Annotated in this window: 26 protein-coding genes; 12 read left to right on the plus strand and 14 right to left on the minus strand. The window is 57.9% G+C overall.

Annotated elements, in window-relative coordinates; genetic code table 11:
• Window positions 1–409 precede the first annotated feature (409 nt).
• Both AUK77_RS02570 and AUK77_RS02575 read right to left on the minus strand, forming a co-directional pair.
• Window positions 410–1,117, minus strand: coding sequence for a recombinase family protein (locus tag AUK77_RS02570; protein ID WP_296125777.1), 708 nt, complete (start codon window positions 1,115–1,117; stop codon window positions 410–412).
• A gap of 241 nt (window positions 1,118–1,358) precedes the next feature.
• Window positions 1,359–2,825: a DUF6538 domain-containing protein gene (locus tag AUK77_RS02575; RefSeq protein WP_296125778.1), complete on the minus strand. Its 1,467-nt coding sequence runs from the start codon at window positions 2,823–2,825 to the stop codon at window positions 1,359–1,361.
• Between the two features lie 264 nt (window positions 2,826–3,089).
• Between AUK77_RS02575 and AUK77_RS02580 the strand changes: the two genes are divergently transcribed.
• Entirely contained in the window at window positions 3,090–3,935 is an 846-nt protein-coding gene (locus tag AUK77_RS02580) for a MoxR family ATPase (RefSeq protein WP_296125780.1), read from the plus strand.
• Between the two features lie 138 nt (window positions 3,936–4,073).
• Window positions 4,074–5,252: a VWA domain-containing protein gene (locus AUK77_RS02585; RefSeq protein ID WP_296125782.1), complete on the plus strand. Its 1,179-nt coding sequence runs from the start codon at window positions 4,074–4,076 to the stop codon at window positions 5,250–5,252.
• 26 nt (window positions 5,253–5,278) lie between these two features.
• Here the strand turns inward: AUK77_RS02585 and AUK77_RS02590 are convergent, their stop codons facing one another.
• The gene (locus AUK77_RS02590; RefSeq protein WP_296125784.1) at window positions 5,279–6,157 is read right to left on the minus strand and encodes a LysR family transcriptional regulator; all 879 of its coding nucleotides are present in this window, start codon (window positions 6,155–6,157) and stop codon (window positions 5,279–5,281) included.
• A 105-nt stretch (window positions 6,158–6,262) separates the two neighbouring features.
• On the opposite strand from AUK77_RS02590, the gene AUK77_RS02595 reads away from it, so the two are divergent.
• The gene (locus AUK77_RS02595) at window positions 6,263–7,426 is read left to right on the plus strand and encodes a DMT family transporter (RefSeq protein ID WP_296125785.1); all 1,164 of its coding nucleotides are present in this window, start codon (window positions 6,263–6,265) and stop codon (window positions 7,424–7,426) included.
• 53 nt (window positions 7,427–7,479) lie between these two features.
• On the opposite strand, the gene AUK77_RS02600 is transcribed toward AUK77_RS02595, so the two are convergent.
• The 10 genes from AUK77_RS02600 to oscA form a co-directional block, all read right to left on the minus strand.
• Entirely contained in the window at window positions 7,480–8,004 is a 525-nt protein-coding gene (locus tag AUK77_RS02600) for a DUF2937 family protein (protein ID WP_296125786.1), read from the minus strand.
• 15 nt (window positions 8,005–8,019) lie between these two features.
• Window positions 8,020–8,796, minus strand: a complete 777-nt coding sequence (locus tag AUK77_RS02605) for a class II glutamine amidotransferase (RefSeq protein WP_296125787.1) — start codon at window positions 8,794–8,796, stop codon at window positions 8,020–8,022.
• Window positions 8,789–9,232, minus strand: coding sequence for an HIT family protein (locus tag AUK77_RS02610; RefSeq protein ID WP_296125789.1), 444 nt, complete (start codon window positions 9,230–9,232; stop codon window positions 8,789–8,791). Before AUK77_RS02610 ends, AUK77_RS02605 begins: the two co-directional genes overlap by 8 nt.
• A gap of 336 nt (window positions 9,233–9,568) precedes the next feature.
• Entirely contained in the window at window positions 9,569–10,321 is a 753-nt protein-coding gene (locus AUK77_RS02615) for an RES family NAD+ phosphorylase (protein WP_296125791.1), read from the minus strand.
• A 174-nt stretch (window positions 10,322–10,495) separates the two neighbouring features.
• Entirely contained in the window at window positions 10,496–10,879 is a 384-nt protein-coding gene (locus AUK77_RS02620; RefSeq protein ID WP_296125793.1) for an antitoxin Xre/MbcA/ParS toxin-binding domain-containing protein, read from the minus strand.
• A gap of 91 nt (window positions 10,880–10,970) precedes the next feature.
• Window positions 10,971–11,963, minus strand: a complete 993-nt coding sequence (locus AUK77_RS02625) for a sulfate ABC transporter ATP-binding protein (RefSeq protein WP_296125795.1) — start codon at window positions 11,961–11,963, stop codon at window positions 10,971–10,973.
• Window positions 11,964–11,966: 3 nt separating this feature from the next.
• Window positions 11,967–12,839: a sulfate ABC transporter permease subunit CysW gene (gene cysW / locus AUK77_RS02630; RefSeq protein WP_296125796.1), complete on the minus strand. Its 873-nt coding sequence runs from the start codon at window positions 12,837–12,839 to the stop codon at window positions 11,967–11,969.
• Between the two features lie 10 nt (window positions 12,840–12,849).
• Window positions 12,850–13,668, minus strand: a complete 819-nt coding sequence (gene cysT, locus AUK77_RS02635) for a sulfate ABC transporter permease subunit CysT (protein WP_296125797.1) — start codon at window positions 13,666–13,668, stop codon at window positions 12,850–12,852.
• Between the two features lie 119 nt (window positions 13,669–13,787).
• Window positions 13,788–14,783, minus strand: coding sequence for a sulfate ABC transporter substrate-binding protein (locus AUK77_RS02640; protein WP_296125799.1), 996 nt, complete (start codon window positions 14,781–14,783; stop codon window positions 13,788–13,790).
• A 190-nt stretch (window positions 14,784–14,973) separates the two neighbouring features.
• Window positions 14,974–15,156, minus strand: a complete 183-nt coding sequence (oscA, locus tag AUK77_RS02645; protein ID WP_296125801.1) for a sulfur starvation response protein OscA — start codon at window positions 15,154–15,156, stop codon at window positions 14,974–14,976.
• 213 nt (window positions 15,157–15,369) lie between these two features.
• Here oscA and AUK77_RS02650 point away from each other — a divergent pair, with 213 nt between their 5' ends.
• From AUK77_RS02650 to cysW (AUK77_RS02665), 4 genes are all read left to right on the plus strand, one after another.
• Window positions 15,370–15,951 (plus strand): alpha/beta hydrolase, encoded by a 582-nt coding sequence (locus tag AUK77_RS02650; RefSeq protein ID WP_296125802.1) that lies wholly within the window; start codon window positions 15,370–15,372, stop codon window positions 15,949–15,951.
• 238 nt (window positions 15,952–16,189) lie between these two features.
• A complete protein-coding gene (cysP, locus tag AUK77_RS02655; RefSeq protein ID WP_296125803.1) occupies window positions 16,190–17,203 on the plus strand; it encodes a thiosulfate ABC transporter substrate-binding protein CysP in 1,014 nt (337 codons plus the stop codon).
• Between the two features lie 70 nt (window positions 17,204–17,273).
• Window positions 17,274–18,122, plus strand: a complete 849-nt coding sequence (gene cysT, locus AUK77_RS02660; RefSeq protein ID WP_296125805.1) for a sulfate ABC transporter permease subunit CysT — start codon at window positions 17,274–17,276, stop codon at window positions 18,120–18,122.
• A complete protein-coding gene (cysW, locus tag AUK77_RS02665; RefSeq protein ID WP_296125807.1) occupies window positions 18,119–18,949 on the plus strand; it encodes a sulfate ABC transporter permease subunit CysW in 831 nt (276 codons plus the stop codon). The genes cysT (AUK77_RS02660) and cysW (AUK77_RS02665) overlap by 4 nt, the downstream gene beginning before the upstream one ends.
• On the opposite strand, the gene AUK77_RS02670 is transcribed toward cysW (AUK77_RS02665), so the two are convergent.
• Window positions 18,946–19,503: a hypothetical protein gene (locus AUK77_RS02670; RefSeq protein WP_296125813.1), complete on the minus strand. Its 558-nt coding sequence runs from the start codon at window positions 19,501–19,503 to the stop codon at window positions 18,946–18,948. The two genes, cysW (AUK77_RS02665) and AUK77_RS02670, sit on opposite strands and share 4 nt — an antisense overlap.
• A gap of 138 nt (window positions 19,504–19,641) precedes the next feature.
• Here AUK77_RS02670 and AUK77_RS02675 point away from each other — a divergent pair, with 138 nt between their 5' ends.
• The 5 genes from AUK77_RS02675 (at window position 19,642) to AUK77_RS02695 (ending at window position 25,189) form a co-directional block, all read left to right on the plus strand.
• A complete protein-coding gene (locus AUK77_RS02675; RefSeq protein WP_296125815.1) occupies window positions 19,642–20,178 on the plus strand; it encodes a DUF3087 family protein in 537 nt (178 codons plus the stop codon).
• A gap of 95 nt (window positions 20,179–20,273) precedes the next feature.
• Complete coding sequence (locus AUK77_RS02680; RefSeq protein ID WP_296125809.1) at window positions 20,274–20,489, plus strand: hypothetical protein; 216 nt, start codon at window positions 20,274–20,276, stop codon at window positions 20,487–20,489.
• Between the two features lie 146 nt (window positions 20,490–20,635).
• The gene (locus AUK77_RS02685; RefSeq protein WP_296125811.1) at window positions 20,636–22,276 is read left to right on the plus strand and encodes a VRR-NUC domain-containing protein; all 1,641 of its coding nucleotides are present in this window, start codon (window positions 20,636–20,638) and stop codon (window positions 22,274–22,276) included.
• On the plus strand, window positions 22,273–24,546 hold the full coding sequence (locus AUK77_RS02690) for an ATP-dependent DNA helicase (RefSeq protein ID WP_296125816.1): 2,274 nt from the start codon (window positions 22,273–22,275) through the stop codon (window positions 24,544–24,546). Before AUK77_RS02685 ends, AUK77_RS02690 begins: the two co-directional genes overlap by 4 nt.
• A gap of 307 nt (window positions 24,547–24,853) precedes the next feature.
• Complete coding sequence (locus tag AUK77_RS02695; RefSeq protein WP_296125812.1) at window positions 24,854–25,189, plus strand: S24 family peptidase; 336 nt, start codon at window positions 24,854–24,856, stop codon at window positions 25,187–25,189.
• The last annotated feature ends 58 nt before the right edge of the window (window positions 25,190–25,247 follow it).

Raw genomic sequence — 25,247 nt, forward strand, 5'->3', positions numbered from 1 at the left:
CGGCGTCGGCGAAGGTCATCTGCTTCATCGGAAAACTCAGCGGGTGGAATCCGGGTATTTTGCCAAAATCAGGAAGTCTTTTTCAGAGTTTCCCTAACCCTCACTACGTTCGTCTTATCATTCGTTCGCTTCGCTCACTCCCTTCCCCACTTCTCCTCCTTTCGCCGGGCCCCTTAACTCCGGTTACTCAGTACCACAGGATTAGCTTCGTACATCACTACCACCTATCTCTTTACCTCTCCACCAGAGGGAGCTAACTCAAAGTCAGTTCCTACTGGTGAAGCTCTCCACCGTCAGTCGCTACGCCCAACCCAGTTTTCTAGGTCGTTTAACATCGGACATTAGGATTCGATGCAGGTGAATCTCTACATTTCAAGCAGCTTAGGCAGGCATCCATAAGGGTTACACCTTACGGAAAGTCGAGCCCCAGGCGCTCTACTAGCCGCTTCACCTGCATAGGACTGAACTCTGCCCCTCTCGCCGTTTTATGCCCCTTAGCGTTAAGCCAGGAGGCCATAGAGGCCAAGGTACGGCAGCCGTCAAACATCCCGGCTTTGATGTGCGAGGCCATGCTATCGGCCCACCTATCTGCACGCGCTTTGATAGCCTCTACAGCGGCCACCTGCCCTAGAGCCTGCCCTGCTAAGCGGCCCGCTGTGCGTCGTTCAACCTTAGCCTGGGCGTTGGTGTCACCGGATTCAGCACGGGCCTTTAGAGAGGCCAATGCGGACTTGGTACGCTGGCTAATAAAGCTGCGCTCCTGCTCTGCCAGAGCTGCATACAAATGCAATTGGAAAGCATCAGCCTGAGGCATGGTAGCGACCTTGAAGTTCGCCACTTTCATCAGTGCCGCAATGTCAGCTACGTCGCGGCTCAACCGATCAAGCTTTGCTACAACCAACACGGCACCCGTTGCTTGGCATAGTTCCAGTGCCTGAGCGCATTGCACACGTTTGGTAGGGCTTATGGCACCTGAGGCGTGATCCTCAAAGCTAGCGATTACTTCCCACCCCTCAGCCTGCGCTGCCGCCTGGATGTACTCCCGCTGCGCATCAAGGCCCAAGCCTGACTTGCCCTGCTTCTCTGTTGATACGCGGTAATAGGCGACGACTTGCATACTGCTACTCCCTGCTTAGCTCGATAGAGGCAATCATAACGAATAGCTGTGGAGCGTCAAGGATTTGTTAATTTGTAGGAACACCATTTGTTACGAGCTAACAAACCGGTCAAAGCGCGGCGGAGAGCGGCTTTAAGCAAGGCTGCCCCCTGCATGACGCCGAGTAACGACGCACAGAGGGCCATGGGGGGAAGTCTGAAACTGATTGAGTAAGGGACGGGTTCGAGTGACTACAGCAGATTTAAGTTGCAGGTGTAGCTCCGTCCTTCCCACCCTCCAGCAAATCACGAACCTTGCACAATAGTTCCCGAGGCCTCACCAATGGAGCCTTGCCGCCATAGATAGACGTTGCCTTGCTGCCGGTCGCGGTATGCCCGAGCACGCCCCCCACTTCATCAGGAGTCGCACCAGCAGCACGCAATAGATCGGCGCAGGTGTGTCGCAGTGAATACAAGGAGAGCTTGCCTGGTACACCTCGCAAGGCAATACGTACAGCAGCAGACAAGCGAGTTACACGCGCCCGACTCCGCTTCTCTCCAGCATCCTCCCTAGCACTCAGCACAAGCTTGAACAGCGGAATATCGTCAGCGTGTACCGGCAGGCATCTGCGGCTCGCGGAGTTCTTAGCCCCACTTAGGCCAGCGTGATAGACCAATTCTTTCTGGCCGAGTATGTCAGTCCTATCCGTCAACGCCTCCGGTCCCTCCTGCAACAACTCCACTGGGCGCAGACCATAGCGCACCAGCAATCTTGCGGCGGCAGCGTCTACAGCATCCCCCCTAACGTCCAGGGCCGCAGTTACCTTCCGCACAATCTCCAGCGGCATCGCATCTCGAGCATCCGTTTGGAGCTGCCCGCCTTGTCGTATTGTGCGTGCAGTGCTGCCATTACGGGGCAGGCTGATACGCTCCCATCCTGGCATCTCACGCAGCACAGTTATAAGTCCCGCAGCCTGTGTGTGCACACTGCTGGCTTTACCACCTGCAGCTAATTTGCCTTCTGCAAACTGCATGATGCGTTGAACCTGCTCTGCTTGAGTGCTTGGCCAGCGCAAAATTTGCTTGCCTAGTGATCGAACTATTCCAGCGCGACTAGCTGATACTCGCTCACAATAGCCCTCTAGCGCCTCGTCAAACTCTGCCGCCGTGCGACTATCAGAATCCATGCTGAGAGCCTTGGCACCACTCGAACGAGCAGGCAGAATCGGCGAGTCAAGTGCTGGTATTTCCCCTCGCTCCAAGGCTTCCAGAGCCCGATACGCAGCCATCGCCTCTACAGGGTTGTATTGAGCTGCACCAGGGTGATTACCTTCCGCAATGGCCAACAGAGCACTCTTTTGCCACTCCAGCTCAGCCGCCCATGTCGGGGCAATCCGCTGACTTGGCTCCAGTGCCTCTATCGCAGATCGAGTGACCTGTTCAACTATGATTTGTAGCCGCTCAAGAATGGCCTCCGCCGAAACCCTAGCAGGGGGTTCGCTAGCAGCCTCCAGGGCTCTGCCAACACTTTGCTCAGGTAATTGGGCTAGAGCCTCCGCGCATACTCGATCAAATTCGACGGAGACAATGCGCGCAGCTCTCCCAGCCTCCTGCCGATCAGCAGTACCAAGCGCCTTGCGGAATTCCGTACGACCAACGAGAGCGGCGACTTCTGCAGGAAATCGGCGGCGGTAGAAATAACGCCCATCTCGGCGAGTTAAATAGGACATTACAGCTCCAGCGGGTCACGTGCCCCGGTCTCATGTCCGGGCCATGGGGATCGAATTGTGGCGTGTGTGCCCCAGTGCGTCCAGGCTGAAACCCTTGCTACGCCTGGCCCAGTGCACTGCAGAACGAATTCATTGTGTACCATCATCAAGTGACTGAATAAGTCGTCCGCGTTCACAGCGCCACGGCTCAGGCGGTATAGTCTGCCTTTCTAAATACTGAACTCGCGGGTATGGCCCTGCGCGTTACCGTTCGAGGATTTACCGATGAAGTTCGAAGGCACCCAGTCCTACGTCGCCACCGACGACCTCAAGCTCGCGGTCAATGCCGCCATCACCCTGCAGCGCCCGCTGCTGGTCAAGGGCGAGCCAGGCACTGGTAAAACCATGCTGGCTGAGCAACTGGCTGAGTCATTCGGCGCACGTTTGATCACCTGGCACATCAAATCCACCACCAAGGCTCATCAGGGCCTGTACGAGTACGACGCGGTCAGCCGCCTGCGTGACTCGCAGCTGGATTCGGACAAAGTTCACGATGTGCGCAACTACATTAAGAAGGGCAAGCTGTGGGAAGCCTTTGAGTCTGAGGATCGCGTCATCCTGCTGATCGATGAAATCGACAAGGCTGACATCGAGTTCCCTAACGACCTGCTGCAAGAACTCGACAAGATGGAGTTCTACGTTTACGAGACCAACGAGACGATCAAAGCCAAGCAGCGCCCGATCATCATCATCACCTCGAACAACGAAAAAGAACTGCCGGACGCCTTCCTGCGCCGCTGCTTCTTCCATTACATCGCCTTCCCGGATCGCGCGACCCTGCAGAAGATCGTCGATGTGCACTACCCCGACATCAAAAAAGACCTGGTCGCTGAAGCGCTGGACGTGTTCTTCGACGTGCGCAAAGTACCGGGCCTGAAGAAAAAGCCGTCCACCAGCGAGCTGGTTGATTGGCTGAAACTGCTGATGGCCGACAACATCGGCGAAGCCGTGCTGCGCGAACGCGACCCCACCAAGGCCATCCCGCCGCTGGCCGGTGCGCTGGTGAAGAACGAGCAGGATGTGCAGTTGCTGGAGCGCCTGGCGTTTATGAGCCGCCGCGCCAGTCGTTGATTGCCTCCCCTCTCCCGCTTGCGGGAGAGGGGCCGGGGGAGAGGGAATCAGCGACCGCGTGTCGTCTGCCCCACCCTCTCCCTAGCCCTCTCCCTCAAGTGAGAGGGGATTGTCCCCAGATGCCACGAGGACGCAGCCATGCTGCTCAACCTATTCAATGAAATGCGCGCCGCCAAGGTGCCGGTGTCGGTGCGCGAGCTGCTCGACCTGATCAACGCGTTGAAGCACAACGTGGTGTTCGCCGATATGGACGAGTTTTACTTTCTCGCGCGCACCATTCTGGTCAAGGACGAGCGTCACTTCGACAAGTTCGACCGCGCGTTCGGGGCCTATTTCAAGGGCCTGGAAAACCTTAATCAGCACATCGAGGCATTGATCCCCGATGAGTGGCTGCGCAAGGAATTCGAGCGCTCGCTGACCGATGAGGAACGCGCCAAGATCGAATCCCTCGGCGGCCTGGACAAGCTGATTGAGGAATTCAAAAAGCGCCTCGAAGAGCAAAAAGAACGCCACGAAGGCGGCAACAAGTGGATCGGTACAGGCGGCACCAGCCCGTTCGGCTCCGGTGGCTACAACCCGGAAGGCATCCGCGTGGGTGACGCTGGCAAGCGTCAGGGTAAAGCGGTCAAGGTCTGGGATCAGCGCGAGTACAAAAACCTCGACGATCAGGTCGAGCTAGGTACGCGCAATATCAAGGTGGCCCTGCGCCGCCTGCGCAAGTTTGCCCGTCAGGGCGCTGAAGACGAGTTGGATCTGGGCGGCACCATCGACCACACCGCAAAAGACGGCGGCCTGCTGAATATCCAGATGCGTCCGGAGCGGCGCAATGCGGTGAAGCTGCTGATTCTGTTCGACATCGGCGGTTCGATGGACGCCCACGTCAAGGTGTGCGAGGAACTGTTTTCCGCCTGCAAAACCGAGTTCAAGCACTTGGAGTATTTCTACTTCCATAACTGCGTGTACGAGTCGGTGTGGAAGAACAACCTGCGCCGCACGTCTGAGCGTTTCTCCACGCAAGACCTGCTGCACAAGTACGGCGCGGACTACAAAGTGGTGTTCGTCGGTGATGCGGCCATGGCCCCTTACGAAATCACCCAGGCCGGCGGCAGCGTCGAGCACTGGAACGAGGAGCCGGGTTACGTCTGGATCAAGCGCTTTATGGAGAAGTACAAAAAGCTTATCTGGATCAACCCGTACCCCAAAGACAGCTGGAGCTACACCGCCTCGACCAACATCATGCGTGAGTTGCTCGAAGACCAGATGTACCCGCTGACCTTGAGCGGGCTGGAAGAAGGCATGCGCTTTCTCTCCAAGTAAACAACGGGCCCTCGGGCCCGTTTTAATTAGTCAGCCTCGGCCGTCAGGCAATCGACCAATTCGGCGGCAAAGCCCGACAGCAGCGCCCGCTTACGCACACAGACTTTCAAATCGCGCTGCGCCCAGGGTTCTTCCAGCTCAATGATTGGCAGCCCGCGCTCGCACACCGCACTGCGCGGCACCAGGCCAATGCCTACACCGGCCGCAACCATACGGCACACGGCCTCAAAGCTGCGTACCTGAATACGCACCTCCAAGTGCCGACCCAACGCCGCTGCCGCGTTCATGGTGAAGGTGTGGATGGCCGAGCCGGCATGCAGCATGACAAAGGGGTAATCCAGCACCTGCACAAACGGGCATTGCTTACGCGCGGCCAGCGGATGCTCAGCAGGCGCGATCAACACCAGACGGTCTGCTTTGTACGGGATCAGTTCAACATCGGCCCCTTCCATAGCCCCCGCCACCACGCCCACTTCCACTTCACCACGCGCCACCGCCATCAACACATCCGGGCTGGTGTGTTCTTCGAGGGAGATACTCACTTGCGGATGACGCTGCAGAAACGTCGCCAGGCTGTCGGGTAAAAAGGTGTGTGTGGCGTGGGTATTGGCCCATAGGCTGACATGCCCGCGCACGCCTTTGGCGTAGGGCGTGAGGTCGGCGTGCATTTGTTCCAGCTGGGCAAACACCTGCCGCGCATGGCGCAACAAGGCCTCGCCAGCGCGGGTCAGGCTGACACCACGCGGCTCGCGCAGCAACAACGGTGTGCCGATCGACGCTTCCAGCTGGCGCAGACGGTGGCTGGCAGAAGAAGCCGCCAGGTGCACGCGTTCGGCCCCACGGGTGAGGTTTTTTGCCTCGGCGATGGCGACAAATAAACGCAGGTCAATCAGGTCGTATTGCATAGCGTTTGTTAAATCCGAACGGTCAGTTATGTAAAAGCCAATTCCAAAGCGATTCTAGCCCTCGCATCATTCGCCCCAGAACAACTCTTTAGGAATTTATTCGCAATGCCCTGGAAATCCTGGTCAGCCGATCGCATCGGCATCGCGCTGGCGATCCTTGCCGCCTTTGGCTTTTCGTTCAAAGCCATCTTCGTCAAGTTGGCCTACGCGGCCGCACCGGTGGATGCCGTCACCCTGCTCGCACTGCGCATGAGTTTTGCCCTGCCCATCGCCCTGTGGGCCACGCTGTGGCTGTGCCGCACCGCGCCGCCGCTCACCCGCAAGGACTGGGGCATGCTGCTGGCCTTGGGCCTGCTCGGTTATTACGGCGCGAGCATTCTCGATTTCATCGGCCTGCAGTACATCTCGGCGGCGCTGGAGCGGCTGATTCTGTTTATCTACCCGACCATGACCGTGTTGATCGGCGTGCTGTTTATGGGCAAGCGCCTGGAGAAACGCCAGATCGCCGCCCTGCTGCTGTCTTACGCCGGGATTGCCCTGGCCTTTGCCCACGACTTGCACGTGGCCGAAGACCTGCACAGCGTGTTGATCGGCGCGGCCTTTGTGTTCGGCTCGGCGCTGTCTTATGCGCTGTACAGCGCCGGGGCTGAAGTGGCGATTCACCGACTGGGCACTATTCGCTTTGCTGCGCTGGCGATCATCGTGTCGACCTTTGCCACGCAACTGCATTTTCTCGCCACCCAGCCGTTCAGCGCGTTGCAGTTGCCGGTTGAGGTGTACGCCTACAGCGCAGCGATGGCGATTTTCTCGACGGTGCTGCCAATCTTCTGGCAATCGGCTGCGCTACGCCTGATCGGCTCGGCACGCACGGTGCTGATCGGCACGCTGGGGCCGGTGCTGACGATTGTGTTTGCCTGGATGCTGTTGGCGGAGCCGGTGTCACTGGCCCAGTTGGCGGGTGCGGCGTTGGTCGTGGCGGGCGTGTTGTTGGTGTCGCGGCGTAAAAAATTGCCGACTCTGCCGGCTGTTAACGAGGCTGCTTGTATTCAAGGCAGCAAGCATAAGAAAGTCCATGTACCCATTGCGTGTTGCGTGGCGATAAGGCGTAGGTTGGCGTTGAGCGCAGCGAAGCCCAACAGATTGCAGCATGTCTCGTTGGGCTTCGTCGCGCGGTTCCTCAACCCAACCTACACACGCAACCCAGCGCTGATGCGTATGACACGCTCTACCCAATGCATGCAACAGGGTATTGAGACATCGCCTCAATAAACGGATCAACTGAAACATCAAGGGCTCTTGCGAGCCCTTGAGGGTGATGCAACTCAGCGCCAATGGCGCTGCTGCACCTTCTGGCTGCGGCCCACACCCAGCAGCATGCCGAACAGCACCAGCAGGCTTTCGACCAGCCAGGCCAGTAGCAGCGCGCAGACGATGCCCCAGGTGATGGCCTCGGGCGCGAGCAGCACTTGGTAGCGATAGGCCGCAAACGTCTGCTCCAGCAGTTCGTGATCAGCCGCTGTGGCCAGATGCCAGAGCTGCGCATACCAAGGGCCTTGCATGGCCTTGGATTCACGTTCCAGCAAGGCTGAGCGTTCAACCAGCGTACTCAGGCTTTGTGCGTCGCTGCGCATTACCGGGTCAGCACTGGCCTGGTAATGACTGACCAGCGCCACCAGATCGCCGTTGAAAAAACGCTGAGCCGTCTGCCGAAAGCCGTTAAGCCCCACCTCCGACTCCATGCGCTGCGCTTCCACGCGCTTGCTGTAGTCATCGATAAAACCGGGGACCTGCACCCCCACTAACAAGCCCAAGGCAAACAACGCCAAACGCAGATAACTTCTCAACATAGCCCCTCCCCCGATTCAGTCCGTTAAACCCTGCGCGATGCACTCACCGCCACGCCATAAACGCCATTCACCTTGCTGGAAGAGCGTCCAGTGCTCATTAGCCGTTAACGGCTCGGTGGCGATTACCGTCACAACATCATTGGGCGTGGTTTGCGCCTGAAAATCCACCTGCATGTCAGCATCTTTCAAATGCGCCGGGCCAAAGGGCGCGCGCCGGGTGATATGCACCAGCTTGCTGCTGCAAAAACTGAACAGCCAGTCGCCATCACTTAGCAGGCAATTGAATACGCCTTGCTGGCGATAGCCTGCGCAAGCCTCGACCAGCGTGGGCAGTAACTGCTCCACGCTGATCGGCTCGGGAAAAGCCTGGCGCAGGCGATTGAGCAGATCGCAGAAAGCCGCTTCGCTGTCAGTGTCGCCAATCGGTCGATAGTGGCTAAAGGACGGCGCAAAGTCGGCCAATTGACCGTTATGCGCAAAGCACCAGTTGCGCCCCCACATCTCGCGTACAAACGGATGGGTATTGGCCAGACAAACGCGGCCGACATTGGCCTGACGTATATGGCCGATGATCACTTCACTTTTGATCGGGTAGCGCTGCACCAACTGCGCCACCTCCGATTCACTGCTGGCCTGCGGGTCTTGAAACAGGCGCAGGCCACGCCCTTCATAAAAGCCAATGCCCCAACCATCGCGGTGCGGGCCGGTGCGCCCACCGCGCTGCATGAGACCGGTAAAGCTGAACACAATGTCGGTCGGCACATTGGCACTCATGCCCAACAATTCACACATGACGTAAAGCCTCTCGTAGTTGCTGCGCCTCGTGGGCCAAACGCGCTTCGATGCGTTTGCGCCCCAGCGGTATAAAGCGAATTAACGCGCGCCAGAGCAATGCCAAGCCATCACCCTTGCGCCGGGGAATCAGGTGCAGGTGCAGATGGGGCACATGCTGGTTGGAGGTCGGCCCATCATTAATCAAGAAGTTGATGCCTTCGCCGCCATAACCGGCTGCACGCAAGGCCGCAGCGATTCGTTGGGCCAAGGGCAGTAAGTGCTCAGCGCTGGCGCTCTGCAGATCCTTCAGAAAAGGGGCGTGCTCGCGGCTGACAATCAACACATGGGCCGGTCGCAACGGGAAAATATCCAACAACACGATAAAGCGTTCATCCTCATAAATACGCTCTGCAGGAAGCTCGCCCGCCGCAATGGCACAGAACACACAACTCATTGTCGCTCCTTTATCAGCATCGCTTGCCCGCCATGGCGCGAGCTAGAGCAAGCGCTTGGGTTAATCCACAGAAGCTGTGGATAACTTGGTGGATAACATGGGTGCAAGCGCCCCAACCGCTTATGCTGCGGGGCTCGGAGTTAAACTGGTGATTTTTTCACCAGCACAAAAAATCTATATTTTTCATTGACTTATAAAAGCAGCACAAAGAATCAAGGGCTTACGTCACGCTCTATAAGCAGCTTGACAAGGCGCATCGCAATTGTGCACAACTCGCCAGCCCCGCCCCTTCACCTGCCCTTTTTCAGGGCGTAAACGGCGCACACACCATGAGCGCTAGGCCGGGCGCGGTAGCTGCCCATCTAGCCAAAAGGCCTCAACCTGAAACAGCTTGGGCGTGTCGGGAACCTGCGCATTTTTGAAGGCCACGTACTCGGCTGTGGTTTCACACAACCAGCTCAGCAGGTTACGCGGGCGTTTATCCGCCAGGGCGGCAGGCACATACAAGGCCACGTTATTGCCGCCCAGCGGGCAGCGCGCAGAACGATACTCGAATGCCTCAACCCCGGCTTCACGCATGGCGGCCCCCAGGGTTTGCGTGGCACGGTAATCACTCACATCTGCAAGCTGAGGGTGATACTCAGCAAAGGGCGAATGCTGTAACTGAATGCCGAACTCAACCTGATAACGCGCCTCAAAGGTGCAATGCTCAGAAAGGATTCGCCCACTCGGCGGCGCGATACGCATGCCATCCCACAACAAAAACCGATAATAAGCCGCCTCGGCCATGGCTGTTTCCAAGCGCAATGCGCCGTAAAACAGGCTGGGTTCGTGCACCCGGCCAAAGCGTGAGCCCCAGCGCAGCGGTGGATAGCGAAACGGGGTTTTCAGTAAATAGTGCAAGGCGTCGGCACTGGTCGGCACCGGCGGTTTGCTGGTTTCCAGCAACTGTTCCAGCAGGGCTTGCTCGGCCAGGGTATCGACCAGTTGCAGGGTGGCCACCTGAGCCTGGCTTTCCACCAGACGCACCAAGCGGCCGCGCAAGGGTTTGATGTGCTGCTGGCCGTGGCAGTTTTGCCAGATATCCATGGCGATTGATCCTAAACGGGGGCTAACGAGGCGAGATGACTGACGACGCAGGCGTTAGCCTTTACCGCGAATCGCATGTTGGATGAAAATAAAGTTTCATCCTAAGCGCCCCGTTTTTCCTGGCCTCCAGCGGTGCCGTACATCGCTAAAGTATCATCCTTTCCGATACCAATTTTATACGGATGACACTTTATTTTCATCCCACATCGCATCGAGATACTCGACCACCCTTACCAGCCCCTGCACCTGCATCAGCAGTGATAAGGGCGGCGCGTCTAGGTGACGGTTGTCGGTACGCAGAAAATGCTGCATGTCGGCTTGGTTGCCACCAAACAGGGCAAACAATGAGCGGTAGATGCGGATCAGCAACAGGGCCAACTCGCCTGTTTTGCTTTCCACGCGCAAACCGCCTTCGCTCCAACGTGAAATGGCGCTGCGGTGTACCCCGATAATGTCAGCCAGCTCCTGCTGGGTCAGGCCCAGTTGTTCGCGGGTCGACAGCAGCGCTTTGGTCAGCACCGCGTCGGCGTCGACTTCCGGGCGAATCAATGCGCTCATTACAGCACCTCATGCGATGTGTATTTGCTGCAAAAATATCACTTAATACGGCAAACACACAGCACATTATTCAACCGGCGGATTGACGCACTCAGCGCGGCGACTGAACGGGTTGCCCAGCCTTGGGTTTGAAGTAGAGGGTTTCGCCACGTCCCAGATTGGCCAGGCTGAAGTGATCCTTGGCCACTTCGGCTTCGATCAACTCACTTTGCCCCGCCACTTTCAGGGTCACGCGGGTGATGGCGCCCAGCGGGCGGATATCGCGCACTTCTCCGGCCTGATGACCTTCTTCGGCCTGGCGCGAAAGGTGAATCTCATGCGGACGGAACAGCACATGATGGTCGTCGCCGACATACAGGCGGTTGGCATCACCGAGGAAGTGATAGACGAAATCGCTGGCCGGATTTTCATACACCTCAGCCGGTGAACCGATTTGCTCGATCACGCCTTTGTTCATCACCACAATACGGTCGGCCACTTCCATGGCTTCTTCCTGATCGTGGGTGACGAACACGCTGGTCAGGTTGACGTCTTCGTGCAGGCGCGCCAACCAGCGACGCAACTCTTTACGCACCTTGGCATCCAACGCACCAAAAGGCTCATCGAGCAGCAACACACGCGGCTCCACCGCCAACGCGCGCGCCAACGCAATGCGCTGACGCTGACCGCCGGACAGTTGCTCGGGGTAGCGATCACCCAGCCAATCGAGCTGCACCAGATCCAGCAACTCATGCACCTTGCGCTTGATCTCATCCTCGCTCGGGCGTTGCTTTTTCGGCTTCATGCGCAGGCCAAAGGCGACGTTGTCGAACACCGTCATGTGGCGGAACAGCGCGTAGTGCTGAAACACAAAGCCGACATTGCGGTCGCGCACATCATGGTTGGACACGTCCTCACCATGAAACTCGATGCTGCCGCTGTCCGGCGTTTCCAGGCCGGCAATAATGCGCAGCAAGGTGGTCTTGCCGCAGCCAGAGGGGCCGAGCAAGGCCACCAACTCACCGCTCTGAATGTTCAGGTTAATGTCGTTCAGCGCTTTGAACGCATTGAAATTCTTGCTGACGTTACGGATTTCGATACTCATGACTTATTCCTCGCCAGCACTGGCTTTAAGACGATTGATACGGGACTCGCTCCACTGCTTGAGCAGTAGGATAAACAGCGCCATCAACAACAACAGGCTGGCCACACTGAACGCGGCGACGTGATTGTATTCGTTATAAAGAATCTCGACATGCAGCGGCAGCGTGTTGGTGTAACCGCGAATATGCCCGGACACAACCGACACAGCGCCAAACTCACCCATGGCCCGCGCCGTACACAGCACCACGCCGTAAATCAGCCCCCATTTAATGTTCGGCACCGTGACATGCCAGAACATTTGCCAACCGTTGGCACCTAACAAGCGCGCGGCCTCCTCTTCCTGAGTGCCCTGCTCTTGCATCAAGGGGATCAGCTCACGTGCGACGAAGGGTACGGTGACAAATATGGTGGCCAACACAATGCCCGGCAGGGCGAAGATGATTTGAATGTCGTGCTCACGCAGCCACGGCCCAAAGAAGCCCTGCGCGCCAAACAACAGCACATAGATCAAGCCAGCAATCACCGGCGACACCGAGAAGGGCAAATCAATCAACGTGACCAGAATGCTCTTGCCGCGAAACTCATACTTACTGACGCACCAAGCCGCCGCCACACCAAAGACCAGATTCAGCGGTACGGCGATGGCCACAGCCAGCAGGGTTAGCTTCAGCGCACTGATAGCATCAGGCTCAAAAATCGAGGTGAAGAACACACCTGCGCCCTGCTTGAGCGCCTCGCTCACCACAACGAACAGTGGCAGAGCGAGAAATAATAGAAACACCAGCCAAGCGGCAATGATCAGCAGGCGACGGGCCCACGCATTGCCGCGCCGCGCCGCGTTGGATACGGCACTGGCCGTCAGGGATGTAGATGACATGCCAGGCTCCTTATGAACGACGAATGCGGCGCTGCAGCAAGTTGATCAGCAGCAGCAAAATGAATGACACCACCAGCATCAACACACCGATGGCTGTGGCCGCGGCGTAGTTGTACTGATCCAGTTGCACCATGATGAGCAGCGGCAAGATTTCGGTCTTCATCGGCATGTTGCCCGCGATGAAAATCACCGAGCCGTATTCACCCACACCGCGCGCAAAAGCCAGCGCGAAGCCGGTCAACCAGGCGGGCAACAGTGCCGGGAGCAACACATACCGAGCCACTTGCAAGGGTTTGGCACCCAGACACGCGGCCGCCTCTTCAATTTCACGGGGGATGTCGGCCAGCACCGGCTGAATCGTACGCACCACAAATGGCAGCGTCACAAAGGTCAGTGCCAAGGTAATACCCAGTGGCGTGTAAGCGATTTTAAAACCCAGATCAGCCGCAAACTGGCCGATCAAACCGTTGGGGGCATAGAGCGCGGTCAGCGCGATACCGGCAACCGCCGTGGGCAGGGCGAACGGCAGATCGATCATGGCCTCGATCACCTTGCGGCCGGGGAAGGTGTAACGCACCAGCACCCAAGCCAACAACGTGCCGATCACACCGTTGATCAACGCTGCGAGAAACGCCGTACCGAAGCTGAGTTTCAGGGCGGCGACAACACGCGGAGAGGAAATAATGGTCCAGAACTGCTCCCAGGTGAGCTGGGCAGCATGGACGAACATGGCACCCAGAGGAATCAGCACTAACAGGCTGAGGTACACCAGGGTGTAACCCAGCGTCAGCCCGAAGCCGGGTATGACGGGGGAAGTACGACGAGACATGGTCTGTCCTTATCTGTTTGCGTTGGCACGCTTTAACAAGCAAAGGGCGGACAGGCTGAAGTCTTGTCCGCACTTGGGATTAGCCGATTAGACGAGGTACAGCCCGTCCACACGACGTATCACTGGACGAGGTAGATCTGATCGAAAATGCCGCCATCGTTGAAGAACTTGGGCTGTGCGGTTTTCCAGCCACCGAAATCACCGTCGATGGTCACCAGCTTCAGATCAGAGAACTGCTGGCTGAAATCCTTGGCAATTTCCTGATTACGCGGGCGGTAGAAGTGCTTGGCCGCCAAACGCTGGCCCTCATCGCTGTACAGGTAGTTGAGGTAGGCCTCGGCCACTTTGCGCGTGCCTTTCTTATCAACGTTCTGATCAACCACTGCCACCGGCGGCTCAGCCAGAATCGACAATGAAGGCGCAACGATTTCAAAATTCTTGCCGCCCTCTTCCTTCAGCGCCAGGTATGTCTCGTTTTCCCAAGCCAGCAACACATCGCCAATGCCGTTATTGATGAAGGTAACGGAGGAGCCACGCGCACCGGTGTCGAGCACAGGCACGTTCTTGTAGAGCTTGGCGACAAACTCTTTGGCTTTTTCTTCACTGTCATACTTCTGCTGAGCAAACGCCCAGGCCGCCAGCAGGTTCCAGCGTGCGCCGCCCGAGGTTTTCGGGTTCGGGGTGATCACTTCTACACCGGGCTTGACCAGGTCATCCCAGTCTTTGATGCCTTCGGGGTTGCCCTTGCGTACCAGAAAAACGATGGTCGAGGTGTAGGGCGTGCTGGCATTCGGCAGACGCTCTTGCCAGTTTTCCGGGATCAGTTTGCCGAGCTTGTACAGCCCATCGATGTCACCGGCCAACGCCAGGGTCACCACGTCAGCACGCAGGCCGTCGATTACCGCACGGGCCTGTTTGCCCGAACCGCCGTGGGACTGCTGGATGGTCACAGCTTCATTACCCTGGGCTTGCCAGTGCTTGTTGAAGGCTGCGTTGAAGTCGGTGTACAGCTCACGCGTTGGGTCATACGACACATTGAGCAGGGTTTGTGCGGCGGCTGGGCCGGCGATCAGTGCACTGGCCAGGGCGGCCAAGGCGAAACGACGAATAGACATACTGTTGCTCCTCACGGGACGAATTAGGGTTGGCGTTCAATGGGTTTGAGCCTTCACTGAGCGGTGCATTCGTGAGGTGTCACGGATGTCCGGTCTTGCGTGCAGGGTTCCAAACGCTTCATCTAGCGCCCTCCGGTGGTCCGGTCAGGCAGTGTTGCGGGTGTTGCGGGTGTTGCGGGTGTTGCAGGTATCAGCTGGGTTTGTGGGTCTGGGGGCTGAGACGGAATTTCTCTTTGCGCTCAATCTGCACCACCTGGCCGTTGTGCACGGTGATCTCCACCGAGCCAAACTTGAGCCCCTGCAGGGCCGCCTGGATTTCATGCAGAATGCCCGCCTCGTCCTGACCGTCTAGATCTCGCAGGGTTGCGCTCATTTCAATGCTCCTTGGGTGTGGCTGTGGGGCGGATAGTAGGCAGAGCCTGATATTCTTTAAAATACTGTTTAAGACCAAATATATATCTTTATCGAATAAGCAATGGCGTCACATTTAATGCCTCGATAGCATAAGCAAATAATTTCTTATTCTTTTTGATATCAGAACACCCTCCTTACACTGCAGCCATTCACACCTGCAGGAGAGTGCACGATGCGCCACCCAAGTATCCGCTACCTGATCGTACCGGGCTGGCAAGGCTCACCCGATGACCATTGGCAAAGCCACTGGCAACGCAGCCTGCCGAACAGCGCGCGGGTGGCGCAGGCCGACTGGCTAAAGCCCAAACGCGAAGCCTGGGTTGCCGAATTACAGCGCTCAATCGCCAGCGACCCGCGCCCAACCATCCTGATTGCCCACAGCCTGGGTTGCATCACAGTGGCGCATTGGGCGCTCTACGCGCCTGTTGAGTTACTCGGGCGAGTCCGCGCCGCGTTGCTGGTTGCGCCGGCGGATGTGGAACGCGCAAATTGCCCACCGGCATTGAAGAACTTTGCGCCAATCGCACAGCAAGCGCTGCCTTTCCCCAGCCTAGTGGTCGGTTCAGACAACGATTCTGCCGCCAGCGCAACACGTGCCATCGAACTGGCACGCGATTGGGGCAGCGACGTTGCAATTCTCAGCGGTGCCGGGCATATCAATGTGAAATCAGGGCACCAGCGCTGGGAGCAGGGTTTCGCCTACCTCTACCGTTTGCAAAGCCAAATAGAGAAGCGCGAGCGCCTGAGCGCTTAAGCAGTGCATAACCGCGCAAGACTTGCTGACCTGTGCGGCACAGCACGCAAAGCGAGGGCAGATCATTGGATCGATGCAGTCGAGGCAATAGAAACGCCAAATGGAATATCAATAGCGTTAAAAGTTTCTTTTTAAGAATAAAAAACTTGTGCAGTATCGCGTCCAGCTTCCTGGCCAGTGAGCCAAGATTATCATCACACGCCTGAAATCGGGCTCCGTCACGAGGAAAGTCTGCATCATGCTTAAGAAAATCCTGTTGGCCACAGCCGTTACCTCGAGCCTGCTGGGCAGCGCAGCAGCGCTGGCGCAAGACAAGCCGATCCTGAATGCCTCCTACGACATTGCCCGTGAACTGTTTGCCGAGATCAACCCCAAGTTCGTTGAGCACTGGAAGGCACAAACCGGTAAAGAGCTGAAGATTGACCAATCCTTCGCCGGTTCCTCGCGCCAGGCGCAAGACATCATCCAGGGTAAAAAGGTTGATACCGTGACCTTTAATCAGGTTACCGACGTGGACATCCTGGCCAAGCGTGGCCTGGTGCGCGAAGACTGGGCCAAGCAGTTCCCCAACAACAGCTCGCCCTACTACAGCACCACGGCTTTTTTGGTGCGTAAAGGCAACCCGAAAAACATCAAGAACTGGGACGACCTGGCCCGTGCTGATGTGAAGCTGGTGTTCCCTAACCCGAAAACCTCCGGCAACGCCCGCTACAGCTACTTGGGTGCCTGGTTGCACGCCAATGAAGCGTTCGGCGGCGATGAAGCCAAGATCAAGGAGTTCGTTGGCAAGATCCTGCGCAACGTCGAAAACTTCCCAACCGGCGGTCGCGCTGCCACTGTGGCCTTCGCCCAGAATGGCCAGGGTGATGTGCTGCTGACCTTTGAATCGGAAGTGGTGAATATCGCCAAAGGCGAAGAATTCAAATCCGGCGAATTTGAGATTGTTGTACCGCCGGTCAGCGTACTGGCTGAGTTCCCGGTCGCGCTGGTGGATAAAGTGGTCGATGAGAAAGGCACCCGCGACGTGTCCAAAGCGTACCTAGACTTCCAGTACAGCAAAGACATTCAGCAGCTCCTGACCACCTACAGCTACCGCGTGCATCACCCAGAGGTGGCCGCCGCGACTAAGGATCAGTTTGCGCAGATCCGCCTGATCAACCCAACCGACGTGCTCGGCACTTGGGATGAGATCACTGCCAAGCACTTCGATGCCGATGGTATCCTTGATCAGCTGTTGGCTGAGGGTCGCTAAGTCACTCCAGCTTTACGTCATCACACAAGCCGCCGTTACTACGGCGGTTTGTGCATTTAGAGATTTATGTGTGTCTAAAACTCCCCGCTTCTTTCTGCAGAACCCGCTGCTGCCTGGCTTTGGCCTGAGCTTCGGTTTCAGCACGTTTTATATTTCGCTGGTGATCCTGTTTCCGCTGTCAGCCCTGCTGCTGTATGTCAGCGACATGAGCTGGGCGCAGTACTGGCGGGCGATCAGTGATCCGCGCGTGGTGCAAAGCTATAAGGTCACCGTCAGCGGCGCGTTCTATGCCACCGTCGCCACCTTGTTTATCGGCTTGTTGCTGGCCTGGATCATCACCCGCTATGACTTCCCCGGACGGCGCTTGGTGGATGCTTTTATCGACCTGCCCTTCGCCCTGCCCACCTCGGTAGCCGGTTTGACCCTCGCTACGCTGCTCGCGCCGAGCGGCTGGATTGGCCAGTGGCTGGAGCCGATGGGCATCAAACTGGCGTATGCCTACCCCGGCATTTTGATTGCGATGGTGTTTACCAGCCTGCCGTTTGTGGTGCGCACGGTGCAGCCGGTGCTCCAGGATCTGGGCAGCGAATACGAAGAAGCCGCCAGCACCCTGGGTGCCAACCGGCTGCAAAGCTTCTTTTATGTGGTGCTACCCACCCTGACCCCCGCCTTGGTTACGGGCGCGTCGCAATCGTTTATCCGCAGCCTCGGTGAGTTCGGCGCGGTGATTATGATCGCCGGCAACATTCCGTTTAAAACCGAAGTCACCTCGCTGATGATTTTTGTGCGGTTGCAGGAGTTCAACCACAACGCGGCTGCGGCGATTGCCTCGGTCATTCTGCTGGCCTCACTGGTGCTGCTGTTCGGTCTGCAAGTGCTACAGGGCCGCTTGTTCAAATGGCAACGGCAAGGCAAATGAAAAAACCACAACACTGGCATCAATGGCTGCTGATCGGCCTGGGCCTGAGCCTGGTGACCCTGATCTTGCTGGTTCCCCTGGCGCTGATTTTCACTATGGCGTTCTCCGGCGGGCTGGAGTTGCTGTGGGGCAACCTCAACGAAGATTACATGCTGCATGCCATCGGCCTGACCTTGCTGGTGGCGGCGCTGACAGTGCCGATCAACCTGTGCTTCGGCATTCTGTTGGCCTGGTGCGTGACTCATTACGATTTTCGCGGACGCAAACTGCTGACCACCTTCCTCGACATTCCCTATGCCGTATCACCCGTGGTGGCAGGTCTGTGCTACCTGGTGGTGTATGGCCTTGAGCATACGCTGGGGCGCTGGTTTTACGACAACGGCATGCAATTGATGTTTGCCTGGCCGGGCATCGTCATGGTTACCATTTTTATCACCGCGCCCTATGTGGCGCGCATATTGATTCCGGTGATGCAGGCCCAAGGCCAAGATGAAGAAACCGCCGCGCTGTGCCTGGGCGCTAACGGCTGGCAGATTTTCCGCCATATCACCTTGCCGAAAATCAAATGGGCGCTGCTGTATGGCGTGGTGGTGACCAATGCCCGCGCAGTGGGTGAGTTTGGCGCGGTGTCGGTGGTGTCCGGCACCATCATCAACCAGACCCTGACCCTGCCCTTGCTGGTTGATCAGCTGAACAACGATTACAAGCCCGCCGCTGCGTTTACTGCCGCTGCGCTGCTGGCCTGTATGGCACTGCTAACCTTGTTGCTGAAAACCTTTATGGAATGGCGTCAGCGCACCCTGATGCAGCGCGCTGAAGCGGTTTAGTGCAAGCCATAACGCTTGAGCTCGCCGCTGTTCAGCACGTGCATGCGGCGCGGCTCGGTGCTGTTGATGCGGTCAATCAGCACCAACGGAATCTGCATGCTGTTGAAATACGCCACCTGGCTGGCGCGACTGACGCCGCCTGAGGCGCTGTGCACCGAATCGCTGCCAGCGTAGTAAGGCCGGTGAATGCCAACATGACCGCGCACCGTCTTGCGCTTGCCGGCGGCCAGCAGGTACACGCAACTGCCTTGGCACACGCCGGTCGATGGCACCAGCGTGTCGAAGCCGGTTTCGCGCAGCAACCGGCCCATGCGCATGGCCTCGCTGACGTTGCCGCCGATGCTGTCGAGCATGACGATTTTCCGGGCAAAGGTGCCGGGGTTGTTGCGAATGCCCTTAAGCAAGGCTTCGTAATCCCCGAGCGCAATCTCCTCCGAGACTTTGACGACGAGCATCCGACCCTGGGTTTTGTGCTCCCCGGCCTGCACGTCAACCTTGGCCAACACCGGCGCGGCACACAGCACCAAAGCAGAGGCAATAACAGCCTGAAACATACGACGACTCATAAATACGACAATTCCTTAACCCACAGGCGCAACGGAGGGGCAAGATACCCTGCACTGACGACCGCGCCTATGGTCTGACAACCTGATAACCGCCCATTTCACTGCAGAGAGCGATCCGTGGCCACGATGTTTGAAATCAAAGCGTTAAATCCTGAAACCTACCGCCAGCAAACCCGGCGCAGCACCCTGATCATTGCGGCCATTTTCGTTGTGCTGGCCATGCTGTTGTCGACAACCGCCGTTCAGCTATTTGGCCAAGCCGATGGCGATAACTTTCGCTGGAATTTAGGCGGCGTGCTGCTCGCCCTGCTGCTGACGATTGCACTGGTACGCCAGGTGCTGTGGTCGAAACCCTGGATGGCCGCTGCCGTTTATGGCTGGCAACTCAAACGTAGCCTGATGCGCATCACCAATGTCATGCATCACGTTAAAGCCGGCGTAGCCGCGCACAACCCGGATGCCATGCACCTGCTGCGTTTTTATCACCAAGGTCTGACGCAGATGCATCAACTAGACGCCAACAGCAGCGCCCTGAGCGAAGCCGTGGCCGAGATCAATCTGCACAAAGAACGCATGGAAAGCTTGGGCATGGACACGGATCAACCCAGCCTCCATCCAGAGTGGTTGCAGGCCGTGAAACAGATCCCCGCGCAGCGCAGCTAAGTAATCACCTACCGGCCAGCGGTTACCCGCTGGCTGCCATCAAAGCTTAACAAGCAAGACCTAGAGTGCCACCGTCCTTTCAAGAGGGTCACCGTGTGAGCCGCTCAAACCGCGACATCTGCAAAACACTGGATCAGGTTGCCAGCAATAACCAAGCGGCAGCGATTGCCGTGATGCGCGCTGCTGAACGCATTGGTGATGAAATGCTCAGGCAGCAACTGCTCAAGGTCATTCACCAGATGAACCTGGATGCAGCCTTACTGCGTTACAGCCGCGAAGCAATCGCCGGCCAGGCTTTGAAACGCGCCTGATTAGTCCAGCCAACTTACCGCTGTATTCTTTTTAAGCGCATAGCGCAGAGGCATCACAACCTGACAAGCGCAGCCAGCGTGTTTGTGGGTTGCTCCAACCCGCTACAACGCGGACAATCCTGTACAAGAATACAGTGATAGCCGCCATGCCAGCCCCACTCCCCGTCGAACTCTATTACCTCAGTAACTTTCGTACTGCGCTCGCCTGGGTGGCTGAGCGCTATGCCGATTTACTGACGGACGAAGAGCAGGCCTTTATCACCACCTTCACAGCTCTGTCCTGGCAAGCGCAGGCCTTGCTGGTGCGCATGATCATGCGCAAAGGCTGTCACTTTCGTCTGAGCAAGCTCGACTATGCGGAAATCGGCGATGCATCGAGCGCGGCCCAGCCCCTGCTTGAACAGGGTTGGATCAGCGAGCAGGTGTTGTTGCATGCCGATGAAGTCGCAGAGTTACTGCGCAAGGATGAAGTCCTCAGTCATCTGCCGGTGCTCAGTCGTCGCGCCACGCAAAAAAAGACCGATTTGCTTGAACAGTTGCGTGAACAACAACTCCCGGCACAGTCTTTCAGTGCGTGGTGCCCCAACCTCGATGAGCGCCTGTTCAGCCTTGTCGTCGGTGAATTGTGTGACCGCTTACGCCTGATGTTTTTTGGCAACCTGGCGCAGGACTGGTCGGAATTTGTACTCGCGGACTTGGGCATCTACCGCTACGAGTCGGTGGACATCCGCCCCGAATCACGCGGCTTTCAGTGCCGCCAGGATCTTGAGGATTACCTGCACCTGCGCCAGTTGCGTATCAGCGTTGAACAAGGCGCGGCGCTGACAGAAATTGTGCCGCCGTTACTGGCATTCAGCTCAGACAACCCTTACCTGTGCAGCCGCCGTTCGCGCCTGTTGTTTCAGGTTGCCCAGCAACTGGAAAAGGTCGGCGAACTGGAGCTGGCGCTAACGCTCTATGAGCAAAGTGAGCACGGCGAAGCCCGTTGGCGGCAGATTCGCGTGTTGGAACAACTGGGCCGTGATGCCCTGGCCCATGAACAGGCGCTAGCCTTCAGCGCCCAACCCGGTAGCGATGAAGAAAGCCAACGCCTGGCACGCGCCCTCACTCGGCTGCGGCGCAAACTTGGCTTGCCTACGCATAAAACCATGAAGACGATGGGCGAAGTGCGTAGTTACCTGCGGCTGCCGTTCCCCGCGCACGGCTGTGTAGAAATTGCCGTACGCGACCATCTGCATCAGGACGAGGCCCCGGTGCATTACGTGGAAAACACCCTGCTTTGTAGCCTGTTTGGCCTGCTCTGTTGGGAGGCGATTTTTGCACCGCTGCCGGGGGCGTTTTTCCATCCGTTCCACAGTGGCCCGGTGGATCTGCACAGCGCGGATTTCTACACGCGCCGTCAGCACCTGTTCGAGCGCTGCCTGCAGCAACTTGAGCAGCCCGACTACGGGCCGTTGATCAAAGCCCGTTATCACGAAAAATACGGCCTGCAGTCACCCTTCGTATTCTGGGGCATGCTCGATGAAGAACGGCTGGATCTCGCCCTGCTGTGCATTCCCGCCGCGCACTTGCAGGCCTGCTTTACCCGCCTGTTGCGCGATCTGCGTGCCAACCGCGCCGGCATGCCCGATCTGATTCAGTTTTATCCGCACGAACGACGCTACAGGATGATCGAAGTAAAAGGCCCCGGCGATCGCCTGCAGGACAATCAAAAACGCTGGCTGAGCTTTGCCGCCGAGCACGGCATTGCGGTTGAGGTGTGTTACGTGCAGTGGGCCGAGACGTGAGCTATCGGGTGGCGGTAAGGGCGCTGTGCGAATTCACCGCCAAGGTGGGTGACCTCGACCTGCGTTTCACCCCATCACCCACTGCACAGGAAGGCATGGCCGGGCACCAGACGGTGGTCAGCCGGCGTGGCGCGAGCTATATCGCCGAAGTGCCCTTGAGCGGCGCGTACCCAGGGTTACTGGTCAGCGGCCGGGCCGACGGCTATGACCCCGAGGAACGTCGCCTCGAAGAAATCAAAACCCATCGCGGCGACATCAGCCGCATCCCCGCCAACCATCGGCTGCTGCACTGGGCGCAGGTCAAAGTCTACGGCTGGCTGCTCTGCCAACAACTGGGGCTGGAAGAGCTGGAACTGGCCGTGGTGTATTTCGACGTGATGAGCCACGCCGAACATGCCTTCAGCGAACACTTCAAAGCCTGTGAGTTGGAGGATTTCTTCAACCAGCAGTGCCGGCAATTTCTCAGCTGGGCAGAGCAGGAAGAAGCGCACCGCACGCGCCGTGACGCGCACCTGCAACGCCTCAACTTTCCCTACCCAAGCTTTCGCCATGGTCAGCGGCAATTGTCAGAGGCTGTTTACCGCAGCGCCCGCGATGGCCACACGCTGATGGCGCAGGCCACCACGGGCATTGGCAAAACCCTCGGTACCTTGTTTCCGCAGTTAAAAGCCATGCCGGGCCAGCAATTGGACCGCCTGTTCTTTCTCACCGCCAAGACCCCAGGCCGGCGTTTAGCTTTAGATGCTTTGCACAGTTTGCGTGAGGCCGAGCACAACATTCCTCTGCGTGTGCTGGAGCATGTGGCCCGCGACAAAGCGTGCGAGCACCCGGACAAAAGCTGCCACGGCCAATCCTGCCCGTTGGCCAAAGGCTTTTATGACCGCCTGCCCGCCGCCCGCCTGGCTGCCCTGGAACAGGCCTGGCTGCCGCAGGCAGAGGTGCGGCGCATTGCTCTGCAACACCAAGTTTGCCCTTATTACCTGAGCCAGGAACTGTGCCGCTGGGCCGACGTGGTGGTGGGTGACTACAACTACTACTTCGACATGAACGCCCTGCTCTACGGGCTGACGCTGCTCAATGAGTGGCGGGTGGCAGTGCTGGTCGACGAAGCGCACAACCTGGTCGAACGCGCGCGCAGCATGTACACCGCCGAACTTGATCAGGCGTTGTTTCATGCCCTGTGCAGCAGCGCACCAGCGAGCATCCGCAGCGCCTTGCAACGGGTGGGCAGGCATTGGGAGCAACTCAACCGGGTGCAGGAACAGGACTACCAGATCTACCCCTGTGTGCCGGATCTGTTTGTCGCCGCGTTGCAAAAAGCCGTGACGGCCATCACCGACCACCTCAGTGAACAACCCGATGGCCAAGAGCGCAGCCTGCTGCAGTTCTACCGAGACGCCATGCTGCTCTGCCGCTTAAGCGAGATGTACGGCCCCCACTCGCTGTTTGACATCACCCGCCAGCCAGACAACAGCCTCAGCCTGGACACCACCCTGTGCCTGCGCAATCTGGTGCCAGCGCCTTTCCTGGCCAGCCGTTTTAGTGATGCCCACACCACCACCCTGTTCTCAGCCACCTTGCGCCCGGCCAACTATTACCGCGACCTGCTGGGTTTGCCGGAAGAAGCGCAATGGATTGATGTGGCCTCGCCCTTTGCCGCCGAGCAACTCAACGTGCGCGTGGTGCGTAACCTCTCCACGCGCTACCAACACCGCCAATCCAGCCTGGCACCCATCTGCCGGTTGATGGCGCAGCAATACCACCAAGAGCCCGGCAACTACCTGGCATTTTTCAGCAGCTATGCGTACCTGCAACAGGTGCGCGATGTATTCAGATCAGAGCACCCAGAGATCCCCACCAGCGAGCAAACCCGCAGCATGAGTGAGGGCGAGCGCCAAGTGTTTCTCGACAACTTCACCCTGCACTCCGAAGGTATCGGCTTCGCCGTGCTGGGCGGTGCATTCGGTGAGGGCATCGACCTGCCCGGCAAACGCCTGATCGGCGCATTTATTGCCACCTTAGGCCTGCCCCAGGTCAACGAGGTCAATGAAGAAATCAAAGCGCGCATGCAGCAGATGTTCGGCGAGGCCAATGGCTACGACTACGCCTACCTCTACCCCGGCTTACAAAAGGTGGTGCAAGCCGCCGGCCGAGTTATTCGCACCACCGACGATCGCGGCGTGGTCTACCTGCTGGATGACCGCTTCAACCAAAGCAAAGTGCGTGACCTGCTACCCACCTGGTGGCAGGTCGACTCATACCGCCTTTAAGTCATCTTTAGTCGCAACAGGCACGGTAATCAGCTTGGTTGCCCGCCATAGGCCAAGCGCGCCAGGACCACCATCAGCAGCACAGCGCCCAACAACACAACGTATTCACTCAAAGAACTCAACATGATCATGGCGACATCTCCTTGATAACGAAGAACCGTGCATGGCGGTTCAGCCAGGGCAGCAGTACGTAAACGTGTGGCCTGCAAAGAAATCGGACATATCCGCAAGCATCCCGACAGGCGTCTCTTGTGTGAGATCAAAACTAACAGATACTGTATATAAATACAGCTATTGATGATATCCCATGACCAACGCTCTGATAATCGGCCTGTTTCGCAGCCAAGGCACACGCCTCCCGCACTTTGAGGGGCGTATTCCCGCCGGCTTTCCCAGCCCGGCGCTCGACCACATGGAGCGCAAGCTCTCGCTGGATGAACTGCTCGATATCGACGCCCCGCACACCTATGTGGTGCAGGTCAGCGGTGAGAGCATGACCGGGGCAGGCATTTTTGATGGCGATTACCTGATCGTCAGCCGCGCCCGGCAAGCCAAGCCCGGCGAGGTTGTGGTGGCCTGTTTGAACGGCGAGGTGTTCGTTAATGTTGGCGCTGATGGAAAATTGACCCACCCTGCCGATTGAAATTTGACCCAGGGCGGATTGCTGATTTGTGCATCAGCAACTGTGGATAAGTTTAGCA

This window comes from Pseudomonas sp. Ga0074129, assembly GCA_001465025.1.
Classification (GTDB): domain Bacteria; phylum Pseudomonadota; class Gammaproteobacteria; order Pseudomonadales; family Pseudomonadaceae; genus Aquipseudomonas.

Bases quoted from the DNA above. Each gene is read 5' to 3' on its own strand.
- AUK77_RS02685 (WP_296125811.1), top strand. From the start codon at position 20,636: ATGCCAGCCCCACTCCCCGTCGAACTCTATTACCTCAGTAACTTTCGT.
- AUK77_RS02605 (WP_296125787.1), bottom strand. From the start codon at position 8,796: ATGTGTGAATTGTTGGGCATGAGTGCCAATGTGCCGACCGACATTGTG.
- AUK77_RS02610 (WP_296125789.1), bottom strand. From the start codon at position 9,232: ATGAGTTGTGTGTTCTGTGCCATTGCGGCGGGCGAGCTTCCTGCAGAG.
- AUK77_RS02670 (WP_296125813.1), bottom strand. From the start codon at position 19,503: ATGTTTCAGGCTGTTATTGCCTCTGCTTTGGTGCTGTGTGCCGCGCCG.
- AUK77_RS02590 (WP_296125784.1), bottom strand. From the start codon at position 6,157: ATGCAATACGACCTGATTGACCTGCGTTTATTTGTCGCCATCGCCGAG.
- AUK77_RS02620 (WP_296125793.1), bottom strand. From the start codon at position 10,879: ATGAGCGCATTGATTCGCCCGGAAGTCGACGCCGACGCGGTGCTGACC.
- cysT (WP_296125797.1), bottom strand. From the start codon at position 13,668: ATGTCTCGTCGTACTTCCCCCGTCATACCCGGCTTCGGGCTGACGCTG.
- AUK77_RS02570 (WP_296125777.1), bottom strand. From the start codon at position 1,117: ATGCAAGTCGTCGCCTATTACCGCGTATCAACAGAGAAGCAGGGCAAG.
- AUK77_RS02615 (WP_296125791.1), bottom strand. From the start codon at position 10,321: ATGGATATCTGGCAAAACTGCCACGGCCAGCAGCACATCAAACCCTTG.
- oscA (WP_296125801.1), bottom strand. From the start codon at position 15,156: ATGAGCGCAACCCTGCGAGATCTAGACGGTCAGGACGAGGCGGGCATT.
- AUK77_RS02600 (WP_296125786.1), bottom strand. From the start codon at position 8,004: ATGTTGAGAAGTTATCTGCGTTTGGCGTTGTTTGCCTTGGGCTTGTTA.
- AUK77_RS02675 (WP_296125815.1), top strand. From the start codon at position 19,642: ATGTTTGAAATCAAAGCGTTAAATCCTGAAACCTACCGCCAGCAAACC.
- AUK77_RS02640 (WP_296125799.1), bottom strand. From the start codon at position 14,783: ATGTCTATTCGTCGTTTCGCCTTGGCCGCCCTGGCCAGTGCACTGATC.
- AUK77_RS02585 (WP_296125782.1), top strand. From the start codon at position 4,074: ATGCTGCTCAACCTATTCAATGAAATGCGCGCCGCCAAGGTGCCGGTG.
- AUK77_RS02595 (WP_296125785.1), top strand. From the start codon at position 6,263: ATGCCCTGGAAATCCTGGTCAGCCGATCGCATCGGCATCGCGCTGGCG.
- AUK77_RS02580 (WP_296125780.1), top strand. From the start codon at position 3,090: ATGAAGTTCGAAGGCACCCAGTCCTACGTCGCCACCGACGACCTCAAG.
- cysP (WP_296125803.1), top strand. From the start codon at position 16,190: ATGCTTAAGAAAATCCTGTTGGCCACAGCCGTTACCTCGAGCCTGCTG.
- AUK77_RS02695 (WP_296125812.1), top strand. From the start codon at position 24,854: ATGACCAACGCTCTGATAATCGGCCTGTTTCGCAGCCAAGGCACACGC.
- cysW (WP_296125796.1), bottom strand. From the start codon at position 12,839: ATGTCATCTACATCCCTGACGGCCAGTGCCGTATCCAACGCGGCGCGG.
- cysW (WP_296125807.1), top strand. From the start codon at position 18,119: ATGAAAAAACCACAACACTGGCATCAATGGCTGCTGATCGGCCTGGGC.
- AUK77_RS02650 (WP_296125802.1), top strand. From the start codon at position 15,370: ATGCGCCACCCAAGTATCCGCTACCTGATCGTACCGGGCTGGCAAGGC.
- AUK77_RS02625 (WP_296125795.1), bottom strand. From the start codon at position 11,963: ATGAGTATCGAAATCCGTAACGTCAGCAAGAATTTCAATGCGTTCAAA.
- AUK77_RS02575 (WP_296125778.1), bottom strand. From the start codon at position 2,825: ATGTCCTATTTAACTCGCCGAGATGGGCGTTATTTCTACCGCCGCCGA.